This window comes from Acinetobacter sp. 251-1 (assembly GCF_030329305.1).
GTDB classification, from domain to species: domain Bacteria; phylum Pseudomonadota; class Gammaproteobacteria; order Pseudomonadales; family Moraxellaceae; genus Acinetobacter; species Acinetobacter piscicola_A.
This window is the reverse complement of the sequence record NZ_JACANS010000004.1, coordinates 1-22,914: the sequence shown is the minus strand read 5'-3', so window position 1 is coordinate 22,914 and position 22,914 is coordinate 1. Positions and strand designations below refer to the sequence as shown.

Genomic DNA, 22,914 nt, shown 5'->3' with positions numbered 1-22,914 from the left:
GATGACAGTTACAGTTCCTCAGATTGATGTTGTGACGAAAGAAGTCACGGAAAAACTCGATTATTTTGAGCGTAAAGTCAATAGTTATGCAGGTGATGTATCAGAGGCTTTAGGTAATCTTACTGAAATTTCTGTTGCAGAAATTACGCCTCCATCCAATTTGGCTAAGCCTAGTGAGTCTGGTTTTGAACCATTAGAAGGTTTAAAGGTACCTGAATTAAATATTGAGCGTCCCGTACCGCCTGTCATTAATCTTGATATTCAGCAACCTAAAGAGATGGTGAGTCCTGCATTTACAGGTTTAAATATCGATATTCCTGATACGCCAATTTTTTCAGAAGATTTATCTACACCTGATTTTATTGATGCATCATTGGTCCCTGAATTTGATACAGCAATTCATTTGCCCACAGCACCCACATTTAATGTGCAAAATTTTGATGCAGGTATTTTGCCAGATAGGATTAATTTAAATGATTTAATCAAAGATTTAGATTTAAGCGATCTGGAATTACCAGCAACGCCTGAAGCACCAATTTTAAATTTACCCACAGCACCTAGCATGGATGTAATTTCGGTTCCATTAAGACCTGAAATTAATGACGATGTTGAAATGCCTAGTGCACCAACAATTGTCATTCCAGAAATGGAAGTCATGGAAAAAATTCAATTGCCCGATTTCAAATATGAAGAAATTCCTGTATTTGAAGGTCAACCACCTGAGTTTAATATCGCGATTCCAGATAATATTGATGCTTTAATCTCTGAAGCTAGTCAGGTTGTTAAACAAGATTATTATGCTTTTAATACCGAAAGTGCAATTAAGCCATTGGTATTGGAAATCCGTTCATGGTTGGATGGAAGTCATACTGGACTTGGTTTACCAGCAGCGGTTGAGCAATCATTATTTAATCGAGCAAGAGAACGTACCAGTCGAGAAACTGAACGAGCAGTACAAGAAGCTGTTACCGAGTGGGCAAGTCGTGGTTTTTCAATGCCACAAGGGATGTTGGCAAAGCAGGTCAGCGACATTCGTGATCAAGGTAAACTCGCTATTGCGGATTTAAATCGTGATATTTTAATTCAGTCTTTTGATAAACAGCTTGAGCATATCCGTTTCCTGACTGAGCAAGGTATGGCTTTGGAAAAAATGAAGCAAGATATGTGGCTTGCTTATGTTTCTAACACCATGGAACTGGTTAAGTTTCAAATTGACAGTAAAATCAGTGTGCTAAATGCTCAGATTAGTATTTTTAATGCTCAAAATTCTGCATTTGAGAGTTTGATCACAGTTTATAAAACTAAAATTGATGCAACTATTTCACGGATCAGTGCCTACAAAGCAATGCTTGATGCACAGGCAGTTATTGGGCAACTCAACCAACAAAAAGTTGATGCTTTTAAAGCTAAAATTGAAGCGGTGATGACCAATGTTGAGGTCTATAAAGCATTGGTTCAAGGTGCGACTGCACGAGCTGGATTGATTGCGACTAAATTTGATGCATATAAATCAGAGGTTCAAGCATATTCTGAACAGATTGGAGCTGAAAAGCTTAAAGTCGAAGCATATGATTCCCAAATTAAGGCTGAAACTTCCAAGGCATCCATGTATGAATCGCTTGCTCGTATGTATGCAGCAACTGTAGATGGCGTATCTGCTAAAGCCAATGTTAAATCTAAACAGATTGAACTCAACCTCGAAGCTGCACGTGTGAAAATATCTGAATATCAAGCCAATATTGAAGCGTACAAGGCGGAAATTGATGCAAAAATGGGTGTTGTTCAAAGTAATACATCAGCATTTAATTCACAAGTAGAGTTATTTAAAGCACAAGCCGACGTTGAAACATCCAGAGTAAATACTCAAGCAAGCGTTATTGACTCAATATCACGCACTAAAATCTCATTTGCAGATGCACAAGCCAAGTTTGCTGAAATGCGTATGCGTGTTGGCATTGCAAACAGTGAATCATTGGCTCGGTTTGCTGATATGAAATCACGTACAGCGATTGCGGTATCAGAAGCACATTCACGTTATGCAGATCTAAGTTTAAGAACGACGATTGCGAATGCAGATGTTTATAACCGTTATATTGAATCGAAGTCACGCGTTTCTATTTCAAATGCTGAGATGCAAGCACGTTATGCTGACATGAACAGCCGAACAAATATTGCATTTGCTGAAACGCAGTCACGATATAATGACATGCTACTTCGTACTCAGATTGCAAATGCTGAAACAAAAGCAAGATATGCAGATATGAATGTTCGTACCAATATTGCATTTTCTGAAATGCAATTAAAAGAATATGAAGCCAAGATGCAAAATGCGATACAAAAAGCACAACTTGCATTAGAAGCAGCCAAAGCAGTGGGGCAGTTTTCATCTCAATTGGCAGCAGGCGCGATGTCAGCGATGCATGTTTCTGCTGGTATTAGTGCAAATGCATCTATCGGTGGGAGCGTATCGGAAAGTTCTAGCACAAGTACGAGTCATAATTACTCGTACTAACCCTGTAAGGCTAACGCCTATAACTTAGATTGATTAACCATACATGGCATATATATGGGAGTTTGTCATGTACGGTTTAAAAAAACGCCAAAAAGATGAAAGTGGACTGATTCAAGGTGCAGGTACAGGCACTTCTGACGATGTTAAAAAAAATGTTCCAGCAGGTAGCTATATTATGCCTGCTGATTCTACTCAGCAGATTGGTACTGATAATTTAAAAAACATGGGGAGTCCCACGCCAGTCAATCTTAGTAACGGTGAGTTCCAACTCTCGCCTGACCAAGTTCATTCGGTGGGTGTGCAAACACTTGATGCCATGAAAAATCAAACGCATGTACCTGTTGATCAACCTCAATTGGGTTTTAAACCCGGTCAAAATAAACCTGAATTATTTTTTGCGAATGGTGGACTGGTACCAAGTGCTTACCCAAGTGCAGATGATATTCGTCGTGCACAACAAAATAGAGTTGGTGGGCCACAAATGCGTGATGTATCTGGTATCACTCGTGATGTGAATAGATCCTTACCAAGCACAACCGCAAATACATCTTCAACAACTAGCGCACCATCAACAAGTCCAACTACTCCAGCACCCACACAAAGTGTGGGCTTTGGTGCAGGTGTGAGAAACTTTGTGAATAACAGTAAACTTGTAAAAGGTGTAGGTTATTTAGGTGCAGCATCATCTTTGTTCGCAAACGCTGCCACACCAAGTGAAGATTATCGTGAACGTTTTGGTTTAGGTGATCAGTCACCTGAAGATTTAGGTACAGCAAAAGGATTTGCTAAAGATTTTGGTGTTCGTGCATTGGGTTATGCTTCGGACTTAGGGAATGCTTTAACATTTGGACAGGCTGGACGCTTGTATGCAGACAAACAACGTATTGCAAGTGAAGCAAAGGCAGCTCAACCTGAATTTAATGCCAAACAAAATAATCCAAATACTGTTGTAGACAATCCATTTGGTAATAATAAAGCACCACCTACCACACAAACACAGCCTGAAGTTCAGACTCCATCAAGCCTTGCACAGAACTCTGATCCTTATGCTATTCAACAAAAAGGAAACAGTTTTAGCTATGCTAATCCTGGTGCAGCAGCCCAAGCGCGCGCAGATGGAGTTCGAGAAGGTGAAGGACTAGGATTCAAAGTAAGACCTGCAAATGATCCTAAAGGTGTGGCAAATTTCATGAAAAATACTCAAGAAATGGGACCGACTGAACAACAGGTTCAAAATGCAATTGCTCAACGTGAAATGAGTTTAGGAATGCAAGGTTATGGTGGTATTCGTCAACCTCAAGCGCCACAACGTAATGAGGCACAGGAAGCTGAACGTCAAGCTGTAATTCGTGCAGCAAGCACACCGATTGCAGGGGCAAGAGGATTAACTGCGAATCAAGTCCGTACTTTATCTGATTTACAGCAAGGTGAGGATAATCGTGCAAATCAACGTTATACCACTGATGCAAACAATGTTGCTGCTTTACAGCGTGAAGCCATGGGGCAAGCTGGACAGAACTATCGTACAGAACTAGGTGAGCAAGGTACCAATAACCGATTTAATGCAAATTTAGGTTTTGATGCACAAAAATTCCAAGCGACCAATGATTTAGCGAATCGAGAATTTAATCTTAATGCCACTGAAAAAGGTTTTGGTATTCGCAACTCAGCACGATTAGAGAAATTGTACGAGCAATATGATTCTGCGAAATCGGATGAAGATCGTAAATCGATTCAAGAAAAAATTAACCGTTATACAGGTAATAAAGCAGATACAGGTAAAGATCGCTATATGACTGTGGGTGGAGGTCAACAATGGGATGACAAAGCTGAAGGAACACTCACTCAACCGCAACGTTTGTTTGATACTCAGACACGGCAATTTGTTGATACGCCACAAGGGAATCCTCCACAACGAGCGGTGGGTACAATTTCAAAGGTAGGTGGTAAGACTGCTGTTTGGGATGGTGAAAATTGGGTTCAGCAGTAAATATAAAGCCATTTTAACGATGGTTTCAGACTATATAGGCAACTTAAGTCAATATATTATTGATATTAAGATGCCTTTATAAAAAAATTAAACGAAAATTACGATGAAGATACAGATATGATTTTAATTGGGTAATTTTATGGGTAATATATACTTTATAAATTGGGTAATCTTGTGAAAAACTATGAGTAAATATGAAAAACTAACAAATCAACCTCTAGTTGTTGTGTTGGCAGAATTCCGTTTCTCAAGCATTCTACAAATGGAAAATTACATCCCTGCATTTCAGAATTTTTTGAGACAAGATTTCCCTCTTTTTTCAACAACAGAACAACAAGAAATGATAATTGAGCAACAAGGTATACGTGTAAATAGCTCAACTGGATGGGTGTTTTTGTCAAGTAATAAAAAACGGGCAATAATTCTTGATAGAAGTCGATTAGTTATTCTCAGTAGTGAGTATGAACGCTTTCCTAATTTTTGGAATGATTGTAAAAAAGCTCTCGATTTCTTAATCCAGGAAGTTAAACCAACACTCCTATTAAGAGTAGGATTACGTTATTCTGATGCTATTATTGAAAAAAATAAAGAAGAACCTATTGAATCGTATGTTCAATCAGTAGTTTGTGAAGCTGGGAGCATGGATGGCGTAGGAGATCAGGTTCATCGGATTAATGAGACTATTTATAAAACACAAGCAGGTATTATTGCAATTAGAAGTTTATATGGCGTACTCAATTTACCTGTATGGCAAGATTTAGTTGAGTCTCCAATTACTTTTCATAAGGACACAAACTTTAGTAAAAGAATTTTATTAGATTTTGATCATTATTGGCAGCCTGAAGGAGAGACTCAATTATTTGAGTTAGACTTTATTTCAAATAAAATGGAAGAGTTACACTTAATTACTAGGAAAGCTTTCTGGGAAATTACAACTTTTGAAGGTCGGGAGGTTTGGAAATAATGGATATAGCAGCTTTCACTGTATCTACAGTACTGAACATCAGGGCATTAAGTGATCATTCGGGTTCAGTGTTTATTCAACATGTAGTATCAGAACCTAATCACTATTCAACTGGTAGTATTTCGCCTAATTTTGCTTGGTTGGCTGAACATTCAAGAACTGGCCAAAAATATACAATTCTTAATAAGCAAACAACTATTCTTGAACAAAATCTTGATTTCATTAAATCAACTTTTTCTTTAACAGAAGAAGAACTTGCTAAAAGTATTGGAGTTACAAGGAAAACTTTACTCAATTGGAAAAAGTACGAATCCGAACCAAATAAGGAAAAAACTCAAAAAATGTTTGAGTTATACATTCTTGCAAAGAATTGGAAGGGTGCACAGTTTCCTACAGACAACATTAAATTAAATAGTCCTGTACTAGATGGTAAGACTATTAAAGATCTGTTACAGGATTCAAATAGTGATAGCGAAAAAATATTATTCGCTGGCAATCGTTTAATGCATCAATCTATTGGTGAAACTGATTTAATTTGAGGTTTGAATTGTGCGACATTGGATGGAAGAAAGTGGTTGGTTGCAAGGTTGTATTGTTAAGCCTGAAGATGTCGCCCATTTATTAGATTTAGCTGGTAAATCAGAGTTATTTGCCGATGATGTTTTATTGATCGTTGCATCAGGTTCGTGTGATGTGGCAAATAGTTCAGATTTAGTGATTGAATTTTCTATTGCACGATATGTAGATAAAGACCCTGGTTTTGGTAATTTTTGCTTTAACAAAAACCCTAGAAAATTGAATTGCACTCTAGAATCTTTACAGGGAAATAAGTATGTCACTTTAATTGCTTTTGAAAAAATTTGTATAATTAAAGACGATATTCCTGAAGGAATTTTACCAAACCTGGAAATTCAATTCACTCAAGAGGAATTAAATTTCTATATTGATTGGTTAGCATCTAGATACAAACGCCCTGCGTTTCCAACAGAGTTTGATCGTCGAATAGACGCTGCTTGGAAAAAAGACAAGCGTAAAAAAGCTGTATCAAAGGTAAGTAACAACTTAATCGGAATATATGCAAAAGTTTATCCTGACAAGGAAATTGCAGATGGTGAAAATTATTTTGTTGATTTATTGGCTTTAGTTGTACCAAATTTAGAAGATGAAGACTTAAAAGCTATTAATTCCATAACCGATAAGTATAAAGAGGCATTAATAGAGGCTAAGATGAATGTGGGAGAGACAAAAACTGTGACAGAGTTTCAGGTTTCTGTTGGTACATTAAAGCAATATAAGAGATTTAATTTAGATGAATTATCATATAAAAATGATGATCCATTACCTCCAGAAATTTCGATGAATTAAGAGAGTTATATTTTACACGTTATATAAACTAGTAACACATTTTTCATTATCCCCTGTAAGGTTCGACCAAATTCTAAATAAAAATCATGATAGACGCATAAAATTAGGAGTGCGTCATGTCAGATCAAAACCAAATCGATTGGGAAAAAGGAACTATTCAAGAACCAAATCAGATAGATTGGGATAATGGTCAAATTTCACAACCTAAAGAAAAGAAAGATAAAGGTTTTCTTGGTCAAGCAAAAGATCATGCAGTTTCCTTTTTTGGCAAGGGTACGGTAGGTGTAGGTGAGGTAGCAGTCGGTCTAAGCAACATGATGTCCGATGGTGCTACAGGTAAAATACTTTCCGAAAAACTTGGGTACGACCCAAAAGCAGCCAAAAATGTAATGACAGGCTGGCAGTCTGAACAATACCAACAACAATTAAAAGATTCTGCAAATATTGGCAATCGAAAAATTGAGGAAGGTGACGACTTCGCAACAAAGGTTGGTAAAAAATTCGACAATGCGGTTGATATAACAAAAAATGCCATCAGCAACCCATCACTTATCACAAATACCGTTGCTGAATCTCTCCCTTCAATGTTTTTAGGTGGTGCATTAGGTCGTGTTTCTGGTATAGCCAATCCTGTTGTGGCTGGTTCTGTTGGCGAAGCTGCGGTGATGGCAGGTAGCCAAGCTGAACAAATTCGCCAAGAAACTGTAGATGGGCGATTAACAGCAGATCAGTCTTTAGCAGGGGCAACAACAGGTGCACTTGGTGGTGCTATAGGTGCATTTGGTGGATGGGTTGCGAATAAAGTATTCAAAGTTGCAGATATAGATACAGCACTTCAAACAGGACGTCTAACACGGGAACAAATTGGAGAAGCTACCTCAAAGGTTAAAGCAAAAGATTTACCTTTGCCTGTAGTTAAAGGTGCAATTTCAGAAGGTTTTTTAGAAGAATTACCTCAATCAGTATCTGAGCAAATTTTACAGAACTTAGCCCTAGATAAGCCTTGGCATGATGGTGTTGAAGATGCAGCAGTCATGGGGACTTTGGCAGGTATGGTAATGGGGGGAGCGGTAAGTGGTGCGGGTAAAACTGGTGATTGGTTTGTTAATAGACACAACCCAACGATACAAGAGCTTTCAGAAAGACAGCAACAAAGACAATGGGATCAAGAAGATAATATAACACAACAGCGTTTGCAGGATTATTACAATCTAAGATCACAACAAGAACAAGAAAAAAATTGGAATGAACATGATGATCCGAAATCTTTAGCCGACTTATCACATTATATTAATAATCAAAAAGGACGATTTCTAAATCAACCTATAGAAGAAATGGGAAATTTAGGAAATCGAATCGGGTATCATCCAGACGAGGTTGATTTAAACCATCAATTAGCTGTACCTAAGGACGTTATTCAGGTATCTCCAAATGGAGAGGCTTGGACTTCTGAACAGCGTCATGGAATACAACAAGAAAAAAATGATAGACGATTAAGAGGTGAGAATTGGGTGGATGTAACGCCAATCCCTAAAAAATCTGAACAATTAGGTATTAATCCAAATGATGGGCCTATGTCATCCGCAGCAGCCTTGGCTGTGGATACGGGTGCTTCACCGGTCGCACAATTGGGATATACCGAACAGCAGCAAGAACAGGAACAAGGCAATACGCCGATCAGTGATGCTGTGCCGTCAAACTATCAATCATTATTAAGAAGTCAGAGCGATGGACAGCCCTTTGATGCACGCTTTGAAGATGCAACAGTACAGCAAGGAAATACACAAGCTGACAATGCAGTCGAATCAATTTCTCAACAGTATGACGCCAATGCAGCGGATGCAATGGGTGGAGGAATTGAAACAGATAGAGCGAAAACAACAACAGCGCAAACTGTTCAACCAATCTTAGGCCAAGACGGTAAAAATAAATGGTTTGGTAATCAGGAAAAAGCGCAAGCATTTATTGATAAGAAAAAATTAGGCAATGATTATCAGGTAGTTCAGGATGGTAAGCGTTTTGAGATTCAGCCAAAATCTCAAGTTGCTCAAACTCAAAATGATAATTTGAACAATCAAAATAGCATTTTAAATAGTCAAAATACTAGTTTGGATGCTCAAAATAATACTGACAAATCTCAAACTAGTGGCATTGCAGATCAACTTGCGCAACTAGAGCAAAATTTTAATGCGATAAAGGGAAATAGTCTTAAACAGGCTATTGAAAAAAGTAAAATCAAAAAAAAAATTGATCAGCTTAAATCTCAGCAGCCTGAAATTACTACAGCACCATTTGGTTCTGAGAAAATTCAAAAACAATATGGTGATACAGCCGAAAGTGTAATGTCTGATATTGAAATTTTGGGTGATGATTTCACAATTGATTTGCGTGATAAAAATAAAAAGACCAATGCATTAAATAATCCTAATTATAACGCTGTGCAGAAAGCCGATGGTTCAGTAGAAATTGTAGGCATGAAACACCCAACTACAGGAGAATGGGTAGGTAAAAAGCCTAATGCTATGAGTATTGATGAAAATGCACATCAGGCTGCAACAAGTTCACAAAACAATACCCCTGAACCAACTCAAGCCCAGATTGAAGCTGGTAACTATAAGAAAGGTCATATAAAAGTTCATGGCTTAGATATATCTATTGAAAATCCAAAAGGTTCAGAACGTCGTGGTACTGATCCCAATGGGAAAGAATGGGCTCATACGATGAGCGATCATTATGGTTATATCAAACGTACCAAGGGTGCTGATAACGAGCATATTGATACCTATATCGGTAATAATCCAGATTCTAATCAGGTGTTTATCGTAGATCAGGTTGATCAAAAATCAGGTAACTTTGATGAACATAAAGTTATGCTGGGTTTTGACAGTCAGGAAGAAGCGGCTACAGCATATAAATCAAACTTTGATAAAGGCTGGAAAGTAGGTCCTATTCATAACATGGATATGGAACAATTCAAAGATTGGCTTAAAAATAAGGATACTTCCAAACCAGCAATACAGAAGAATGTAAAAGACAGTATTGAAAATATACGTGCCGAAAAAATCCGCCAAAAAGATTTAGCTGATATGCACAACAGTGTTTATGGTTTGGCTACAGATGAACAATTACAGGAATCACTGAAACATTTAAATAAAGAAATCAAGAAAGCACAAAGGCAAAGTGAGAATGAAGTTGTCAATGGAAAGCGTAGCACACGTAAAGCTGTTGCATCTGGTGCTTTGGATCGTTTTTTAAAAAATCGTGTGGATTTGGAAACTTATATTAAGGCGCGTAAGAATGGGGAATTAAAGCAAAGAAATAAAAAAATAGATGACTATAGCCGTGACAAATTAAAACCTGACAACGAGCGTAAAGGTGTTTCACCGCTTGATACAACCTTCATCCCTTTATCCGTTGTCAGTGCTACGCGTAGAGTTCTTTCTGTTCTTCAACATCTCAAAATGACCGCTACACAAGATGCGTCTTTTAGTGGGCGTATCAATGTCAGTCTTAATGATAGGATCAGGGTCAACAAAGTTGGGGATATGAATACCTATGGGTTTAGTGTTCAGGTTATTTCTAGTTTTAGTGATCTTCCGAAAGTCATACAAAATGATGCAACCTACCAAGATGAAAATGGCAAAACCCAAAACTATGATGTAAGCGGTGTTTGGCATAATGGAACACTCTATGTGGTTGCTGATCAGATATATGGGGATCCTGAAAAACAGCTTACTACATTTGATGCTTATGAGGAATTATTGGCACATGAAATTGTTGGGCATTTTGGTGTACAACAGATATTTGGTCGAGAATATAAAACCAAGTTACAACAATTGTTTAATGCACTTGGTGGGCTGGAGGGGATCCGCAAAATAGCCAAAGATAATGGCGTGAATATGCAGCAATTTGAAAGTGCATATATTGAACCATATATCCAAGGTGTAAAAGATGAAATTTATACTGAATATGATGTTCAGCAGGCTTTGGTCGGTGAGCTATTTGCATTTGTTGCACAGAATGCTGAAAAGAAACCCTTTGTGCGTCAGAAATTAAAAGAAGTGCTTGGTTATATCCGCCAATGGTTTCGTGATCGTGGTTTTGATAAATTCCTTTCACGTTATAATGATGCTGACCTCATGATGTTTTTGGCAGAAGCTCGTAAGGCTGTGGTCGATCAACGTTATTTTGGAAAGTATAAAGATCAAAAAATAGAAACAAAACAAGATTCTAATATTCCTCAATATAATCGAAATATCAAACCTACCACGCCTATAGCTATTCAATCTGATTCTGAAATTGGGCAAACGCATTTTATTCCAAGCCACCTAATGGACTCGGTGAATAAATTGGGTGATGTCGTTGATGATTTGGCATTGATGAGAACGGAAGGAGTTGAATATGATCACGACTATGCTGTTCAGTTGCTCAATAAAATTGCTACTTTAAATCCAAATATAGAGGTTATTTTTACACGTAATCCTAAGCTCGCAACAGGATTATCAGAAGGTGGCTATTATCCTTTTAGTCAAGATGGTACTGAAAAAATCTATATCTATCCACAGGGTAATTGGGAAAGTGATATTTTAAGCTTGGTAAATCATGAACTTGTACATGCTGTGACATATCAGGCAATCGCCCAAAATAAAGTTACCAAAGACGATCTAAATTTTTTAAAAAAAATGAGTGAGACGCTTAGAAATTGGATGTTTAAAAATCCAATGGCGTTAGATGAGTGGATAGAATATCGTTTTGATTATGGTATAAATGATCAATATCATAATGAATTAATAGCAGTATTTACCGCTGAATTTGATGTGCGTCAGTCATTTTCTTCATTACAGGAGCAACTTTTCAATGAGTCAAAAGAGCAAGCAACAAATTTTGCAGGAACACAAAAAAATGACCATGCAGAATTTCAACAGACTCCCTCAAGAGATCCAGCAAGTACTGAAAGATCTTCCTCAGCAAGTCGAGAAAGCGCAGAGAATAGGGCAAGTCAATCTGAACGACAGAATAATTCAAATAGAACTAGAGAAACTAGGACTCAAGTACACTTTTTAGATGAGTTTGACGATATTGTTCAAAGAATCATGGCGTTAAACCATGAGCAACACAAACAAAACAGAAATGCTGAAAAGAATAAGGATAAACCTTTATACAGTCGTCAATCAGCGAGTAACTCAGGTTCTACAATCCAACAAGTACGCAATGTTCTTGTAAATCGTTTTGGTAAAGAGACCATTGATGAACTTGAACGACAAGGGAAGCTTGAAATCATTCAAGACTATCAGGTTGAGGGTGTTGAGGGTTTTTATCACAATGGCAAAGCCGTACTTGTTGCATCAAATCTAACTGCTGAAAGCACAGTACCAACATTCTTACATGAGTTGGGTGGTCACGCTGGTTTTCAAAACATGATGAATCAAAAGCAATATGATGAATTGATGAATCAATTTAATAAATTGGTTGAACAAGGTAATCCTGTTGCTATGGCTGCCAAAGTATTGGCTGAGCGTGAGCAAGGCTCAGAACGTCAGCAGCTTGAATATTTACCTTATTTATTAACGCTTTCAGCAACGATGCAACAACGTAATGTGCTCCAACGGAATGCATTGCAAAAGTTGATTAACAATATCATTTCGTATGTAAAAGTATGGGTATTTGATCATTTTGGTATCAATCTTAATTTGAATCCGAGCGATATGCTGGCATTGTCAGAGCGCATGATTGGGCAAATTAAACATCAATCATCGTTGGATCTAGTTCGTCAAAAATATCATGGTACACATCAATGGATGAAAGCACCAAACGGTGCAGCTACCAATCTTTCAGAACAGCAATGGTTACAAGTCCGTACACCCGAGTTTAAAAAATGGTTTGGTGATTGGGAAAATGATGCTGCAAATGCTTCACAGGTATTAGATGAAAATGGAGAACCTAAAGTTGTATATCATGGCACAGCATCTGAGTTTAATGAATTTAAACAAGGCCATGGCATATTAGGTGATGGTATTTACTTAACCGATAGTTTTGATACAGCTGATGTGTATGCCAATATTCGTGGAAAAAATGGCTTTGTATTGCCTTTATTTGTCAATATTCGTAACGCATTTCAGACTACAGCAAATGTATCAAGAGATGAAATTGTTAAGGCGACAAGTACTGGAAAATATCAAGGCGTTATTCATCATTTTGATGATCAAGAATATATTGTTGCATTAGAGCCTAATCAAGTAAAAATGGCTGAGGGCAACACTGGCACATTTAATAGTGAAAGTGCAGATATTCGATTTAGTCGTAGTTCTAACTATGATGATATTACCAATCGTATCGCTAATGGGTTTAAGAATTTACCCAAAACAGGTGACTGGATTAATAAAAAAGGTGTCGATTGGTTGAAAATTGGATTAGGTTTGTTGAGTCGTCGGCATTTAACGGAAGTTTACGGAAAACTACTACCACCACTAAATAAATATAATGAACTTGCTGCTCAAATGGATGCTGATAAAAATGATATTGCTGCTAATGCAGATAATATTGTGCGTGAGTGGTCTAAATTAAAGGATGAAGAAGCTTTAGCAAATGTAATGCATGATGCAACTCTTGCTCAAATTGACCCAGCAAAACCACACCAACCAGGTGATGATAAAGTTAAATATCAGCAATTACTGCATGCGTATAATAATTTATCCCCAGAAGCACAGGCAATGTATAAAAGGGCTCGAAATGCCTATAGTGGGCATTATGCTAAAGTTCGTGAAGCGATTCGAGAGCGCATTCTACGATCAGCGTTAAGCAGTCAGAAAAAATCAGATTTGCTAAAAAATATAGAGGGTTCTTTTGGTCAAATTAAAGGTGTTTACTTCCCTTTAGCTCGTTTTGGTGAATATATTATTGTAATGCGTAATAAAAATGGTGATGTAGAAAGCGTCAGCCGCGCGGAAACTAACAATGAAGCTGAATCTATACGTTCTGAATTAATGAAAAAATATCCACAATTTAAAGTGGATCCTGTGAAATTAGACAAAGAGTACAATGCAAGTCGTGATGGTGTTGGGCGTGGCTTTATGTCTGAACTTTTTAATGAAGTTGAAAATTTAGGCTTAAGTACGGAAGCTCGGGCAGAATTTGAAGATACTTTAAGTCAATTATATCTATCATCTATGCCTGATTTATCCTGGGCAAAACATGGCATTCATCGAAAGGGTACTGCTGGGTTCAGTCAGGATGCTCGTCGTGCATTTGCTCAGCATATGTTTAGTGGTGCAAATTATTTGGGGAAACTGCGCTATGGAGATCAGTTAGCCCAACAACTTACTGATATGCAGAAACATGCAGACAATGAATTTAATAAAGACATTGGTTACGATCAGCGTTCTGCACAACGCGTTATTAGTGAAATGGAAAAAAGACATGAGCTTTTAATGAATCCTAAAGGGAATCCATTATCAAGTTTTCTCACAAGTGTTGGTTTCATGTATTACATGGGTTTATCTCCTGCTGCAGCTATGGTCAACCTATCTCAGACAGCTTTGATTGCTTATCCAATCATGGGTGCGAAATGGGGTTTTGATAAAGCTGGAAAGGAATTGTTAAAAGCATCACAAGACTTTGGAATTGGTTTAAAAAGTGGATATAAAACGCCAGACTTTTCAAACTTGGAGGGCTTTAAAAATAGTGTTGGTGATATTTATAACCCAGATATCGCATCGATATTAAAAGGTGATGAACTAGTTGCGTATGAAGAAGCTGTAAAGCGTGGTGTGATTGATGTTACGCAAGCTCATGATTTAGCAGGTATTGCTCAAGGTGAAGATAGTAAGGTAATGTGGTATTTCCGACCAGCTATGCGTTTGGCAAGTGGCATGTTTCATCATGCAGAACGGTTTAACCGTGAAGTAACTTTCATTGCAGCCTATCGTCTAGCACGTCAGCATGTTAGTACTAATGGTTCAAAAGCAACACACAGTGAAGCTTTTGAACAAGCAATCGATTCTGTATATAAAGGTCATTTTGATTATTCAACAGGAAACCGAGCACGTTTTATGCAAGGTAATATTGCAAAAGTGGTATTACTATTTAAACAATATGCTCAGAATATGATTTATACCTTGGTACGCAATGCCCATCAGTCAATTTATGCGCTCGACCCTAAGGAACAAAAAGAGGCTCGTCGTGCTTTGGCTGGTATTTTGGGTATGACGACTTTGGCAGCTGGTGCAATTGGATTACCAATTACAGGAATGCTTTTCACTGCCTCTGTTTTAATCGCAAAGAAAAGTAAACTCGGTTCTGCTGCATTTTTTGCGGCTTGGGCTGTGGGGTTCTTTGGTGCTGCGGATGGTGATGACGATGATCCCTATGAATTAGAAATTGTTATTCGAAATTGGTTGGCAGATATTCATCCTAAGTTTGCTGATTTAGTATTTGGTGGTTTGCCTCGTGCATTCAGCCCAGTAGATTTATCTGGTCGAGTTGGTTTAAATAACTTAATTTTCCCTGATGTTCAGGATGGGCTTGAAGGTGCTGATTGGGCTAAAGGAATGCAATCGGCATTACTGGGGCCAGTAGTAGGAATTGGAACAAATATTGCTAAAGGCTTTCAGGAAATCAATGATGGTGATTATGGTCGTGGCATAGAAACCATGTTACCCGTGGTACTAAAGAATGCAATGAAATCTATGCGTTTTGCAAATGAAGGTGTATTAACTAAAAATAAGGATGTGATTCATAATGAAGAAGTGACAGCGGTTGAGTTGTTTTCTCAAGCTATTGGTTTTTCTCCCTCCGATATTAAGACTTCAATGGAGGGGCGTTCAGCAATTTATAAATATAAAACCAAACTTTCAAAACATCGCAGCGAATTAATGCATAAGTGGGTTGTTGCTAGGCAGAATGATGATAGTGATGGAATGAATAAGGCATGGGCTGAAATTTTAAAATTTAATGAAAATGTCAGTGAGAAAAATCCAAAAATGCGGATTAATCGCATGAACCTTATGCAAAGCTATAAAGCTACTGAGCGTAAAGCAAAAGAAACTGGTGATGGAGGAGTATACCTTACTAAACGGCAGAAAGGTGCTGAGGAGCAAGGTGGGTTTGCGTTTAATCGTTAAAGGGAAAAGCCACCTAAAGGTGGCTTTTTTTATTCTTAATTTCTACTCAAGTGATTAATTACACTGCATTTGCCCACCAACACTTTGGCATGAGCCACCTGTAGAAGGGAAATAAGTATCACCTGCACCACGATTATAACGTGCACCATCTGATCCCCAGCATCCCGCACTATCACAGTTTGTTATTGTGGATGGTTGACGTTGTGTCACGGGGACAGAGTAAGAGCTATTTGAGTTGGAGTAACTATCACTACTAGATACATTTACACCATTCATTGCTGCTAATGTATTACGTTGGTTGGAGGTTAAACCTCTAGCTCCTGTATATAGTGTGCTAGCTTCCTGAATAATTTTTTGGCGCAATGCTTCATTTTCAGGTGTCCGTTGTGGAGTCATGGCTTTATAAGTAGGTCGATAATATGTTTCACTTGCACTACGATAAGTTGTGGGAATAGATGAATTTGATTTAAATTCATACGGTTTATCTGTTGAATGGCTTTGTGTGGTGCCTAGGGATCGAATGGTTTCGATAGGCTGTTGTTTTACGCCATTTGGTGGTCGTTTACTTGAATATGTAACATTCCCTTTTGCATCGACCCATTTGTAAACTTCTGCATATAGATTTACTGGGGTACACAGTAAAAGAAATATTGTAATTTTTAATAAACTCATGTGCATCTCAAAGATAATAATTCTATGAAATTACGATAGATTACTTTTAGAGTAGTATCAATACCTTGAAAGATTTACTAGCTTACTAAATCCTTAGTTTGGCATACACCGTATTGAACAAATAATTTATCACAGAATTTTCAAGATATAAGTGAAGGGAGTCACCTTACTTTTGTGGAATAAAAAGAAGCCACTACTAAGGTGGCTTTACTTCATTTTATGCTGCTAGATCATCTGCAAAAGTTTTTACTAAATCAGGATGCTGTTGTTTGAAGTCATTTAATTCCTCTGAACATAGATCACAAAAATTATTTGCCATACTCGACGTTATGCGAGCTAATGTTTGTGCCGTAGAAAAATCATCTGACTTTTCAGCAACAACACTCGCTAATACTTGAATTTCATTAAATTTATGATTTGACGCACTGACAAATGCAAGCAAATTTCGCAATTGCTGTTCACTGACCTGAACTTGCCGACCTTGAGTAAATTCAGGTATATTACTCATTGTTGATATATCTCTTTCAACTGCAACTAAGCCCCGATCCGCCAAGATATTGTGGGCTTTTTTGTGCAAAAAATTTAATGCTGAATATAAGCAAAAATTTCTTTTTAATGCATCCTTTATTTTGAATATCACATTTATTACTCCACGTGAAATTAAGATTATTAAATTTCTAAAACGTTATTTTGTCAATACGTAAATTTATTATTTTTCCAATGAATCTGTTTTTCTAATAATAAGTAGATTATTTTAAATTTTTCCGTTTACTTATTTGGTTTGTGGTTTTGATGAAAAAGTAAGTCACCGCTGACTTACTTCCATGAAATCATAAACTCATAAATATGATTAATCATAAATTCATAGATGTGATTAATCATATTTATGATTTATAACATTGAATTATATTGTTTTATTAAAAATATTCATGTAACTTTATCTATTGTTTTATTATTAAGATAACTAATATTTAATTTGTTTCTTTAATTATAAAAAAGCATTTTAATTAATAAAACAAAAATTAATTTTATTTTTTAAATAATAGATACTACATAACATTTATTAAATACAATTAGGAATTGCTTAATATGTTTTTAAAAATAATCAGGTATTAAATAATAATTTATTGAATGTAATTAAGGTATTATTTAATGGTTATTAATATATCTATATTTTAATATGGATTATGTATATATGAATTCCCCCTGTAAGCCTAACTCTATGTTTAAAAATGTTCCTAAGATAAATCACATTTTTTTAAAAAGTTTTGGGGCAAGTCATGCAAGAAAACACAATTCCTTGGATTATCAAAGTCGTACCAGCTGTTGTCGGTGCAATTCTTGCTCTAGTATTGAGTGGTGATATTGATAAAGATGGAAAAATTAAGGTTTCTTTCGGTGTAATTGGTAAGTTTTTAGCAAGTGTAACAGTGAGCTTATATGGTGGTTCAGCCTTTATTGAGCATTTTAATTTATTAACAAAATCGATTATGTACCAAGGTTTTGTAATGCTCATTTTTGCAGTTTTTGGACTATTAGCAATCGGCATTTTTTATCAATCAATTGCATTATTAAAAGGTAAAACAATAGCCGAAATCATTAGTGAAATTAAAGCTGCCTTTATTGCAATTTGGGGTAATGGTAAAGGAGGAAAAAGCGAATGAGCATTCATCAAGATAAGCAAATTGCACAAGCTTTTTCATGGTTACGTGCAATGTCAGGTGGCAAGCTTACCCAAGAACAAGTTATTGCTGGTGATCAAATTATTGCAGAAAATGGTTTGAATGTATTTGCACAATTAATTGGCTTTAATGTTCCAAAAACTATGGTTTCTGGACAACGAGATATTTCTGAGTGTGGTTATGCAATCATTAGAGATGCTGAGGGATTTCGTTCAAAAGCGTATTTGGACACGGGAGGCGTTTGGACAATTGGCTTTGGTACCATCAAGTACCCAAATGGCACATCTGTTCAAAAGGGTGATGTATGTACGACTCAACAGGCTGAACAGTGGTTAAAAAATGACTGTAAATGGGTCGATGCTTGTCTTGATAAAAATGTCAAAGTTAATCTTAATCAAAACCAATTTGATGCATTGGCTTCTTTTGTCTACAACATAGGCGAAACTGCATTTGTAAAAAGCACAATGCTTACGCTTATTAATCAAAACAGTTTGACCTTAGCTGCAAATCAATTTGATCGCTGGGTGTACGATAACGGTAAAAAGATTCAAGGATTGGTGAATCGTCGCAGTAAGGAAAAAGAATTGTTTAAAAAAGCCCTCTGATGAGGGCTTCCGTTAAGCGAGATCTATTAAAATATTTATAAAAATGACTATTTGTTCTTCGGGCATTTTGTCCCGTTTCCACCAGGCAGGCAATCACATGCTTGACCATCGCCATCACGGTCTAAACTTTTCCAACCTGTTTGTCCTGATTTTTTGCGTTGTTCATACCAAGCCTGTGCCTCTTTTTGTGTTTTAAAGTCAGCACATTTTTTGGCATAAGCTTGGATAGAGGTGAATCCCAAAACTAAAATAAGTAAAAATTTCATAAATTATTTTAAAGTCAAAACATTACGTGAATTCTAGCAACTCTTAGTATGCTTGCTCAATGAATGTAGGAGTGAAGTCTTAGAAATAATGGTTTGGTTGACAAATCATTGAAATATCCCGAATTTTTAGTTGACAAATAGCTGAAATAATCATAAAAGATGAAATTGAATTGATTATGTAAGTTGTCTTTCATTTGTTTTGTAAGTTGAACATAATATAAGCAACTGCACTTTAAGATGATTTGAAATGTCAAAAGTGGATAAAAAAGGTGCTAAAACACCTCAACAAAGTCTTGATCTACAAGATTCATCCGTTCAGAAAGAACAGGATGGCGATCTTGATTTTGTCTTAAAAATCCATGACGGACATTTACATGATTTAGAAATTTCTAGTGTTGCGAATTTACTATCTGCACTAGGTCGCATTGTTGACGTTAAAGAAGCTAGCTTTAATACAATTAAAGAAGGCTCTACGACCATTGCTGTTACAGTCCCGAATGATTGTAGATCATTAGCCATGTCAAATGTGTTGAAGGATACTGCAGCAAAGCATAAGCAAATTGCCCGTATACAAAAAGAATTGGGTAAGTATGGTTATCATCGTGCAGAAATTTCCTACGGCACTTTAAAAGATGATGAAGTGTATGAGCCTAAAGAAATTTTATATGTTGTTCCTGAATTAGAGACAGAAGAAACATTCACTCAAGAAGAGTCTTTGGATGGTCGTTTAACTCGACTCCAAAAAGGCCGTGATAAGTCTGATCACATCACGATTATTTTGAATAATGGGAATGAAGTTCCTGCACAGTGTTCTAAGAAATTACTAGAAGAATTACATCCGTACTTTAATACAGATAAAAGTTTAAGATTTGAAGGGGAAGCGACTTATCTATCGAAATCTAATTCTTATCAATTAACGCTTAAGAAATACATCATCAATAAGTTTCATGTAATTGAGGATGTCAGCTTAGAAGAATGGATTGATGATTTTAGAGCAAAAGGTGCATCGAATTGGGCTAAACACGATGATCCGATAGCTGAGTGGCTGAAGGAGCGACAAGATTGATTATCTTAGATACGAATGCCTTAATTACATTATTAGTGACAGACAAAGATCAGGCTGAATATAAGAATCTTGTTTCCTTCCTCAATCAAAGAAAGAATTTTTCTTTGGCTTTACCAATGCCTGTGATTTCTGAATTTATTGCAGGTGATAATGATGATGCACGTTCTTTAGGTTTACTTAAACCCAACTCTAAATTTAAAAATTTGGATTTTGATGCAAAAGCAGCGTTAAGTGCAGCAAAAGTCTACCGTGAATATCGTAGTTTGCCAAAAAATAGAAAGTCTCAAGATCCGCGCCAAAAAGTCAAAGTTGATATTCAAATTATTGGGATCGCACTTGCTAATAATGCTACAGCCATTGTCTCTCATGATCAGGGGCTTAAAACAGTTGTGAATGAGCTTGGTTTGGCTTTAGCTGTTTATGATTATATGGATAGTAACTACTTTGAGCAGATGGCAGGTTTAATTTTTAATGAAAGTAATAGTTTACAGTAAAGTACCTAGAGTGTTTCAATGAAAATTTTAGAGATAAAAAAATTCTTAATTCTAAAATCAATTACAGTAGAATATACTGATTTATTGGTTATTATTGGCCCTCAAGCTCAAGGTAAAAGTTTGATATCAAAACTCTTATATTTTTTTGAGGGATTGGAAAAAGATGTTTTTAGTAATGTACTAAATAATGGAACAAAACTACAATTACAATCTAAGTTAAGAGATAAATTTTTACAAATATTTAATATGGATAATCTTCAAAATAAAGATATTGATATTAAATTTACTTGTGAAAAATTCATTTGTAGTATTAGCAAGAAAGCGAATAATTCAAAAATAAATATTGATTTCGATGATGATTTTTTAAGTAATTTAAAATCGCTAAAGGTCACATTTAAAAAATGTCAAAAAATTAAAGATGATTTTAGTTTTCCTTCATTTTACGAATTAATTGGTGAAGAACACCATAATAGAGTGGATTTTGATAATGTTGTAAATAGCTTCTCGAGATATTTTGTTACAAGGAAATCGACAGACTCCGAACAGCTTGATTTAGAAACTATTAAAGCTAAACTCAATAAAGCGATAGAATTTGATAAATTATATATGAATCAAGCACGATCAGTATATGTTCCTGCTGGACGCTCATTTTTTGCAAATTTACAGAAATCAATTTTTAATTTTTTAACTAATAATTTACCTATTGATTTCTTTTTAAAAGAATTTGGTGCGCGTTATGAGCGTATGAAATATGGTTGTACAGAGAATCAAGATGACTTTTTTTATTCTGATAAAGGAAAATTAAATTTTGAAAATACTTGTTTGACGATTCTTGGTGGAAATTATATTAGATTAAAAGACCGAGATTTTATTAAGTCTAAAGATGGAGCGTTAGTAAATCTTGAGTTTGCATCTTCAGGACAACAAGAGGCTTTACCAATGTTATTGTCTGTAGTATCAACATCAAAAAATAATACTTTAATTATTGAAGAGCCTGAAGCACATTTATTTCCATCAGCACAAGCTGAAGTAGTTAAGTTGATTGGTAAAACATATAACTTAAATCAAGGGCAATCTAATTTTATTATTACTACGCACAGCCCATATATTCTCATGAGTATTAACAATACTATTCAAGCATATATAGCAAAATATGAAAATTTTGAAATAAAAAGTCCTTCTGCTAAAGAGTGGATTGATGCGGCTATTAATACTAGTAATGTATCAGCATATATTCTAATAAATGGAAAGATTAGATCAATTATTGATGCTGAAACAGGTTTAATTAACGCAGATGAGATTGATTTAATTTCATCTAAGCTAAGCAGTGATTTTGATGAGCTTTTGGGGTAAATTGTTATGAGCTGTAGTCTTTTTTTTGATGTATGTACCCAGAAAGAAATTACAAAACCTATGTCGAATTGTAAGGTGTTTGAAGGTCGATCAACTTTTATCCTTGCTGCTAAAACTCCAATAGTATTTGAACGAGTTAAATTTGATGATTGTAAGTGTAAAATTTCAAAGCCAGATGATGAGCGGTGTGACTATGTTATTGAACCTAAAGGTAAAGGTTATGAAAAGTTATACTTTGTTGAATTAAAAGGTGGAGACATAGTAAAAGCTTTAAATCAACTAGAAAGTACAGTAAGAATTATTAAACCAACTAAAAAGTTCGAATGCCATATTGTAAAGAGTGGCGGCTCAGGAAGTGTTCCGAGCTTTAATACTAAATTTCAAATTTTGCAAAAAAAATTTAAGAAAATTGGTGGGGATGTTTTTAAGCCACATAGTAATTTACATATAGTTAATATTTAAAGCACTTCACAGTGCTTTTTTTACTCAATTTTCAATTATTGTTTCAAGCTGACATAAATAACACTTTAATGTATCTTCGCCATCATCATTTTTAAAAATTTTAGCAGATTCACTTTTAAAATCACTAAAAAGAAATGAATATATTAAGCAAGCGGGGCATTCTGTTTTTTGTTCGCTTTTATTTAGACCTAGAAAAGCTAAAAGCTCATTTTTTGTTAAGAAACATTCTAAAAATCTATATATATTCAATAATTTTATATGTTCTTCACTCTCATCCTCCATTGGTGGGGCTTTGTTGCACAAACCTATCTGTAAAGGCTTTTTCAGCGATATAATTTTCAAATGAAGAAGCCTACACACAAAA

At 35.9% G+C, this 22,914-nt stretch carries 15 protein-coding genes and 1 pseudogene; 12 read left to right on the top strand and 4 right to left on the bottom strand.

Translation table 11 applies throughout. The features are described 5' to 3' along the window. Position 1: 1 nt before the first annotated feature. The 6 genes from HX129_RS03730 to HX129_RS03705 all read left to right on the top strand — a co-directional run bounded on the left by HX129_RS03730 (position 2) and on the right by HX129_RS03705 (position 15,950). The gene (locus HX129_RS03730) at positions 2-2,512 is read left to right on the top strand and encodes a hypothetical protein (protein WP_286436005.1); all 2,511 of its coding nucleotides are present in this window, start codon (positions 2-4) and stop codon (positions 2,510-2,512) included. 67 nt (positions 2,513-2,579) lie between these two features. Continuing rightward, positions 2,580-4,502, top strand: a complete 1,923-nt coding sequence (locus tag HX129_RS03725; protein WP_286436004.1) for a hypothetical protein — start codon at positions 2,580-2,582, stop codon at positions 4,500-4,502. A gap of 184 nt (positions 4,503-4,686) precedes the next feature. Continuing rightward, positions 4,687-5,466, top strand: a complete 780-nt coding sequence (locus HX129_RS03720) for a TIGR04255 family protein (protein ID WP_111883805.1) — start codon at positions 4,687-4,689, stop codon at positions 5,464-5,466. Continuing rightward, the gene (locus HX129_RS03715) at positions 5,466-6,005 is read left to right on the top strand and encodes a hypothetical protein (protein ID WP_130073544.1); all 540 of its coding nucleotides are present in this window, start codon (positions 5,466-5,468) and stop codon (positions 6,003-6,005) included. The genes HX129_RS03720 and HX129_RS03715 overlap by 1 nt, the downstream gene beginning before the upstream one ends. 22 nt (positions 6,006-6,027) lie before the next feature. Then, on the top strand, positions 6,028-6,831 hold the full coding sequence (locus tag HX129_RS03710; protein ID WP_228157135.1) for a hypothetical protein: 804 nt from the start codon (positions 6,028-6,030) through the stop codon (positions 6,829-6,831). 116 nt (positions 6,832-6,947) lie between these two features. Continuing rightward, complete coding sequence (locus tag HX129_RS03705) at positions 6,948-15,950, top strand: PLxRFG domain-containing protein (RefSeq protein WP_286436003.1); 9,003 nt, start codon at positions 6,948-6,950, stop codon at positions 15,948-15,950. Between the two features lie 54 nt (positions 15,951-16,004). Here HX129_RS03705 and HX129_RS03700 read toward each other — a convergent pair whose 3' ends face one another. Continuing rightward, positions 16,005-16,622, bottom strand: a complete 618-nt coding sequence (locus tag HX129_RS03700) for a DUF4124 domain-containing protein (protein ID WP_286436002.1) — start codon at positions 16,620-16,622, stop codon at positions 16,005-16,007. 217 nt (positions 16,623-16,839) lie between these two features. Further along, positions 16,840-17,130 carry a hypothetical protein gene (locus HX129_RS03695; RefSeq protein WP_130073546.1) on the bottom strand — a complete coding sequence of 97 codons (291 nt, stop codon included), beginning with the start codon at positions 17,128-17,130 and terminating at the stop codon, positions 16,840-16,842. Positions 17,131-17,902: 772 nt separating this feature from the next. On the opposite strand from HX129_RS03695, the gene HX129_RS03690 reads away from it, so the two are divergent. Together HX129_RS03690 and HX129_RS03685 are read left to right on the top strand one after the other, a co-directional pair. Then, positions 17,903-18,286, top strand: a complete 384-nt coding sequence (locus tag HX129_RS03690; protein WP_130073547.1) for a hypothetical protein — start codon at positions 17,903-17,905, stop codon at positions 18,284-18,286. Continuing rightward, entirely contained in the window at positions 18,283-18,909 is a 627-nt protein-coding gene (locus HX129_RS03685; protein WP_286433897.1) for a lysozyme, read from the top strand. Before HX129_RS03690 ends, HX129_RS03685 begins: the two co-directional genes overlap by 4 nt. Positions 18,910-18,956: 47 nt before the next feature. On the opposite strand, the gene HX129_RS03680 is transcribed toward HX129_RS03685, so the two are convergent. Next, the gene (locus HX129_RS03680) at positions 18,957-19,175 is read right to left on the bottom strand and encodes an excalibur calcium-binding domain-containing protein (protein WP_130073549.1); all 219 of its coding nucleotides are present in this window, start codon (positions 19,173-19,175) and stop codon (positions 18,957-18,959) included. 247 nt (positions 19,176-19,422) lie between these two features. Between HX129_RS03680 and HX129_RS03675 the strand changes: the two genes are divergently transcribed. From HX129_RS03675 to HX129_RS03660, 4 genes are read left to right on the top strand one after another with little or no spacing between them, the layout of a single operon-like run. Further along, positions 19,423-20,241, top strand: a complete 819-nt coding sequence (locus tag HX129_RS03675; RefSeq protein WP_286436001.1) for a hypothetical protein — start codon at positions 19,423-19,425, stop codon at positions 20,239-20,241. Further along, positions 20,238-20,735, top strand: coding sequence for a type II toxin-antitoxin system VapC family toxin (locus HX129_RS03670; protein WP_286436000.1), 498 nt, complete (start codon positions 20,238-20,240; stop codon positions 20,733-20,735). The genes HX129_RS03675 and HX129_RS03670 overlap by 4 nt, the downstream gene beginning before the upstream one ends. An 18-nt stretch (positions 20,736-20,753) precedes the next feature. Next, positions 20,754-22,088, top strand: a complete 1,335-nt coding sequence (locus HX129_RS03665; RefSeq protein ID WP_286435999.1) for an AAA family ATPase — start codon at positions 20,754-20,756, stop codon at positions 22,086-22,088. 6 nt (positions 22,089-22,094) lie between these two features. Then, positions 22,095-22,550 carry a hypothetical protein gene (locus tag HX129_RS03660; RefSeq protein WP_286435998.1) on the top strand — a complete coding sequence of 152 codons (456 nt, stop codon included), beginning with the start codon at positions 22,095-22,097 and terminating at the stop codon, positions 22,548-22,550. 24 nt (positions 22,551-22,574) lie between these two features. Here the strand turns inward: HX129_RS03660 and HX129_RS03655 are convergent. After that, positions 22,575-22,914, bottom strand: a pseudogene (locus HX129_RS03655) (hypothetical protein); the annotation flags it as partial.

What these genes read in the sequence shown, in the direction of transcription:
- HX129_RS03690 (WP_130073547.1), top strand. Translation starts at nt 17,903, where the DNA reads ATGCAAGAAAACACAATTCCTTGGATTATCAAAGTCGTACCAGCTGTT.
- HX129_RS03665 (WP_286435999.1), top strand. Translation starts at nt 20,754, where the DNA reads ATGAAAATTTTAGAGATAAAAAAATTCTTAATTCTAAAATCAATTACA.
- HX129_RS03730 (WP_286436005.1), top strand. Translation starts at nt 2, where the DNA reads ATGACAGTTACAGTTCCTCAGATTGATGTTGTGACGAAAGAAGTCACG.
- HX129_RS03675 (WP_286436001.1), top strand. Translation starts at nt 19,423, where the DNA reads ATGTCAAAAGTGGATAAAAAAGGTGCTAAAACACCTCAACAAAGTCTT.
- HX129_RS03660 (WP_286435998.1), top strand. Translation starts at nt 22,095, where the DNA reads ATGAGCTGTAGTCTTTTTTTTGATGTATGTACCCAGAAAGAAATTACA.
- HX129_RS03685 (WP_286433897.1), top strand. Translation starts at nt 18,283, where the DNA reads ATGAGCATTCATCAAGATAAGCAAATTGCACAAGCTTTTTCATGGTTA.
- HX129_RS03705 (WP_286436003.1), top strand. Translation starts at nt 6,948, where the DNA reads ATGTCAGATCAAAACCAAATCGATTGGGAAAAAGGAACTATTCAAGAA.
- HX129_RS03725 (WP_286436004.1), top strand. Translation starts at nt 2,580, where the DNA reads ATGTACGGTTTAAAAAAACGCCAAAAAGATGAAAGTGGACTGATTCAA.
- HX129_RS03715 (WP_130073544.1), top strand. Translation starts at nt 5,466, where the DNA reads ATGGATATAGCAGCTTTCACTGTATCTACAGTACTGAACATCAGGGCA.
- HX129_RS03680 (WP_130073549.1), bottom strand. Translation starts at nt 19,175, where the DNA reads ATGAAATTTTTACTTATTTTAGTTTTGGGATTCACCTCTATCCAAGCT.
- HX129_RS03695 (WP_130073546.1), bottom strand. Translation starts at nt 17,130, where the DNA reads ATGAGTAATATACCTGAATTTACTCAAGGTCGGCAAGTTCAGGTCAGT.
- HX129_RS03720 (WP_111883805.1), top strand. Translation starts at nt 4,687, where the DNA reads ATGAGTAAATATGAAAAACTAACAAATCAACCTCTAGTTGTTGTGTTG.
- HX129_RS03700 (WP_286436002.1), bottom strand. Translation starts at nt 16,622, where the DNA reads ATGAGTTTATTAAAAATTACAATATTTCTTTTACTGTGTACCCCAGTA.
- HX129_RS03710 (WP_228157135.1), top strand. Translation starts at nt 6,028, where the DNA reads ATGGAAGAAAGTGGTTGGTTGCAAGGTTGTATTGTTAAGCCTGAAGAT.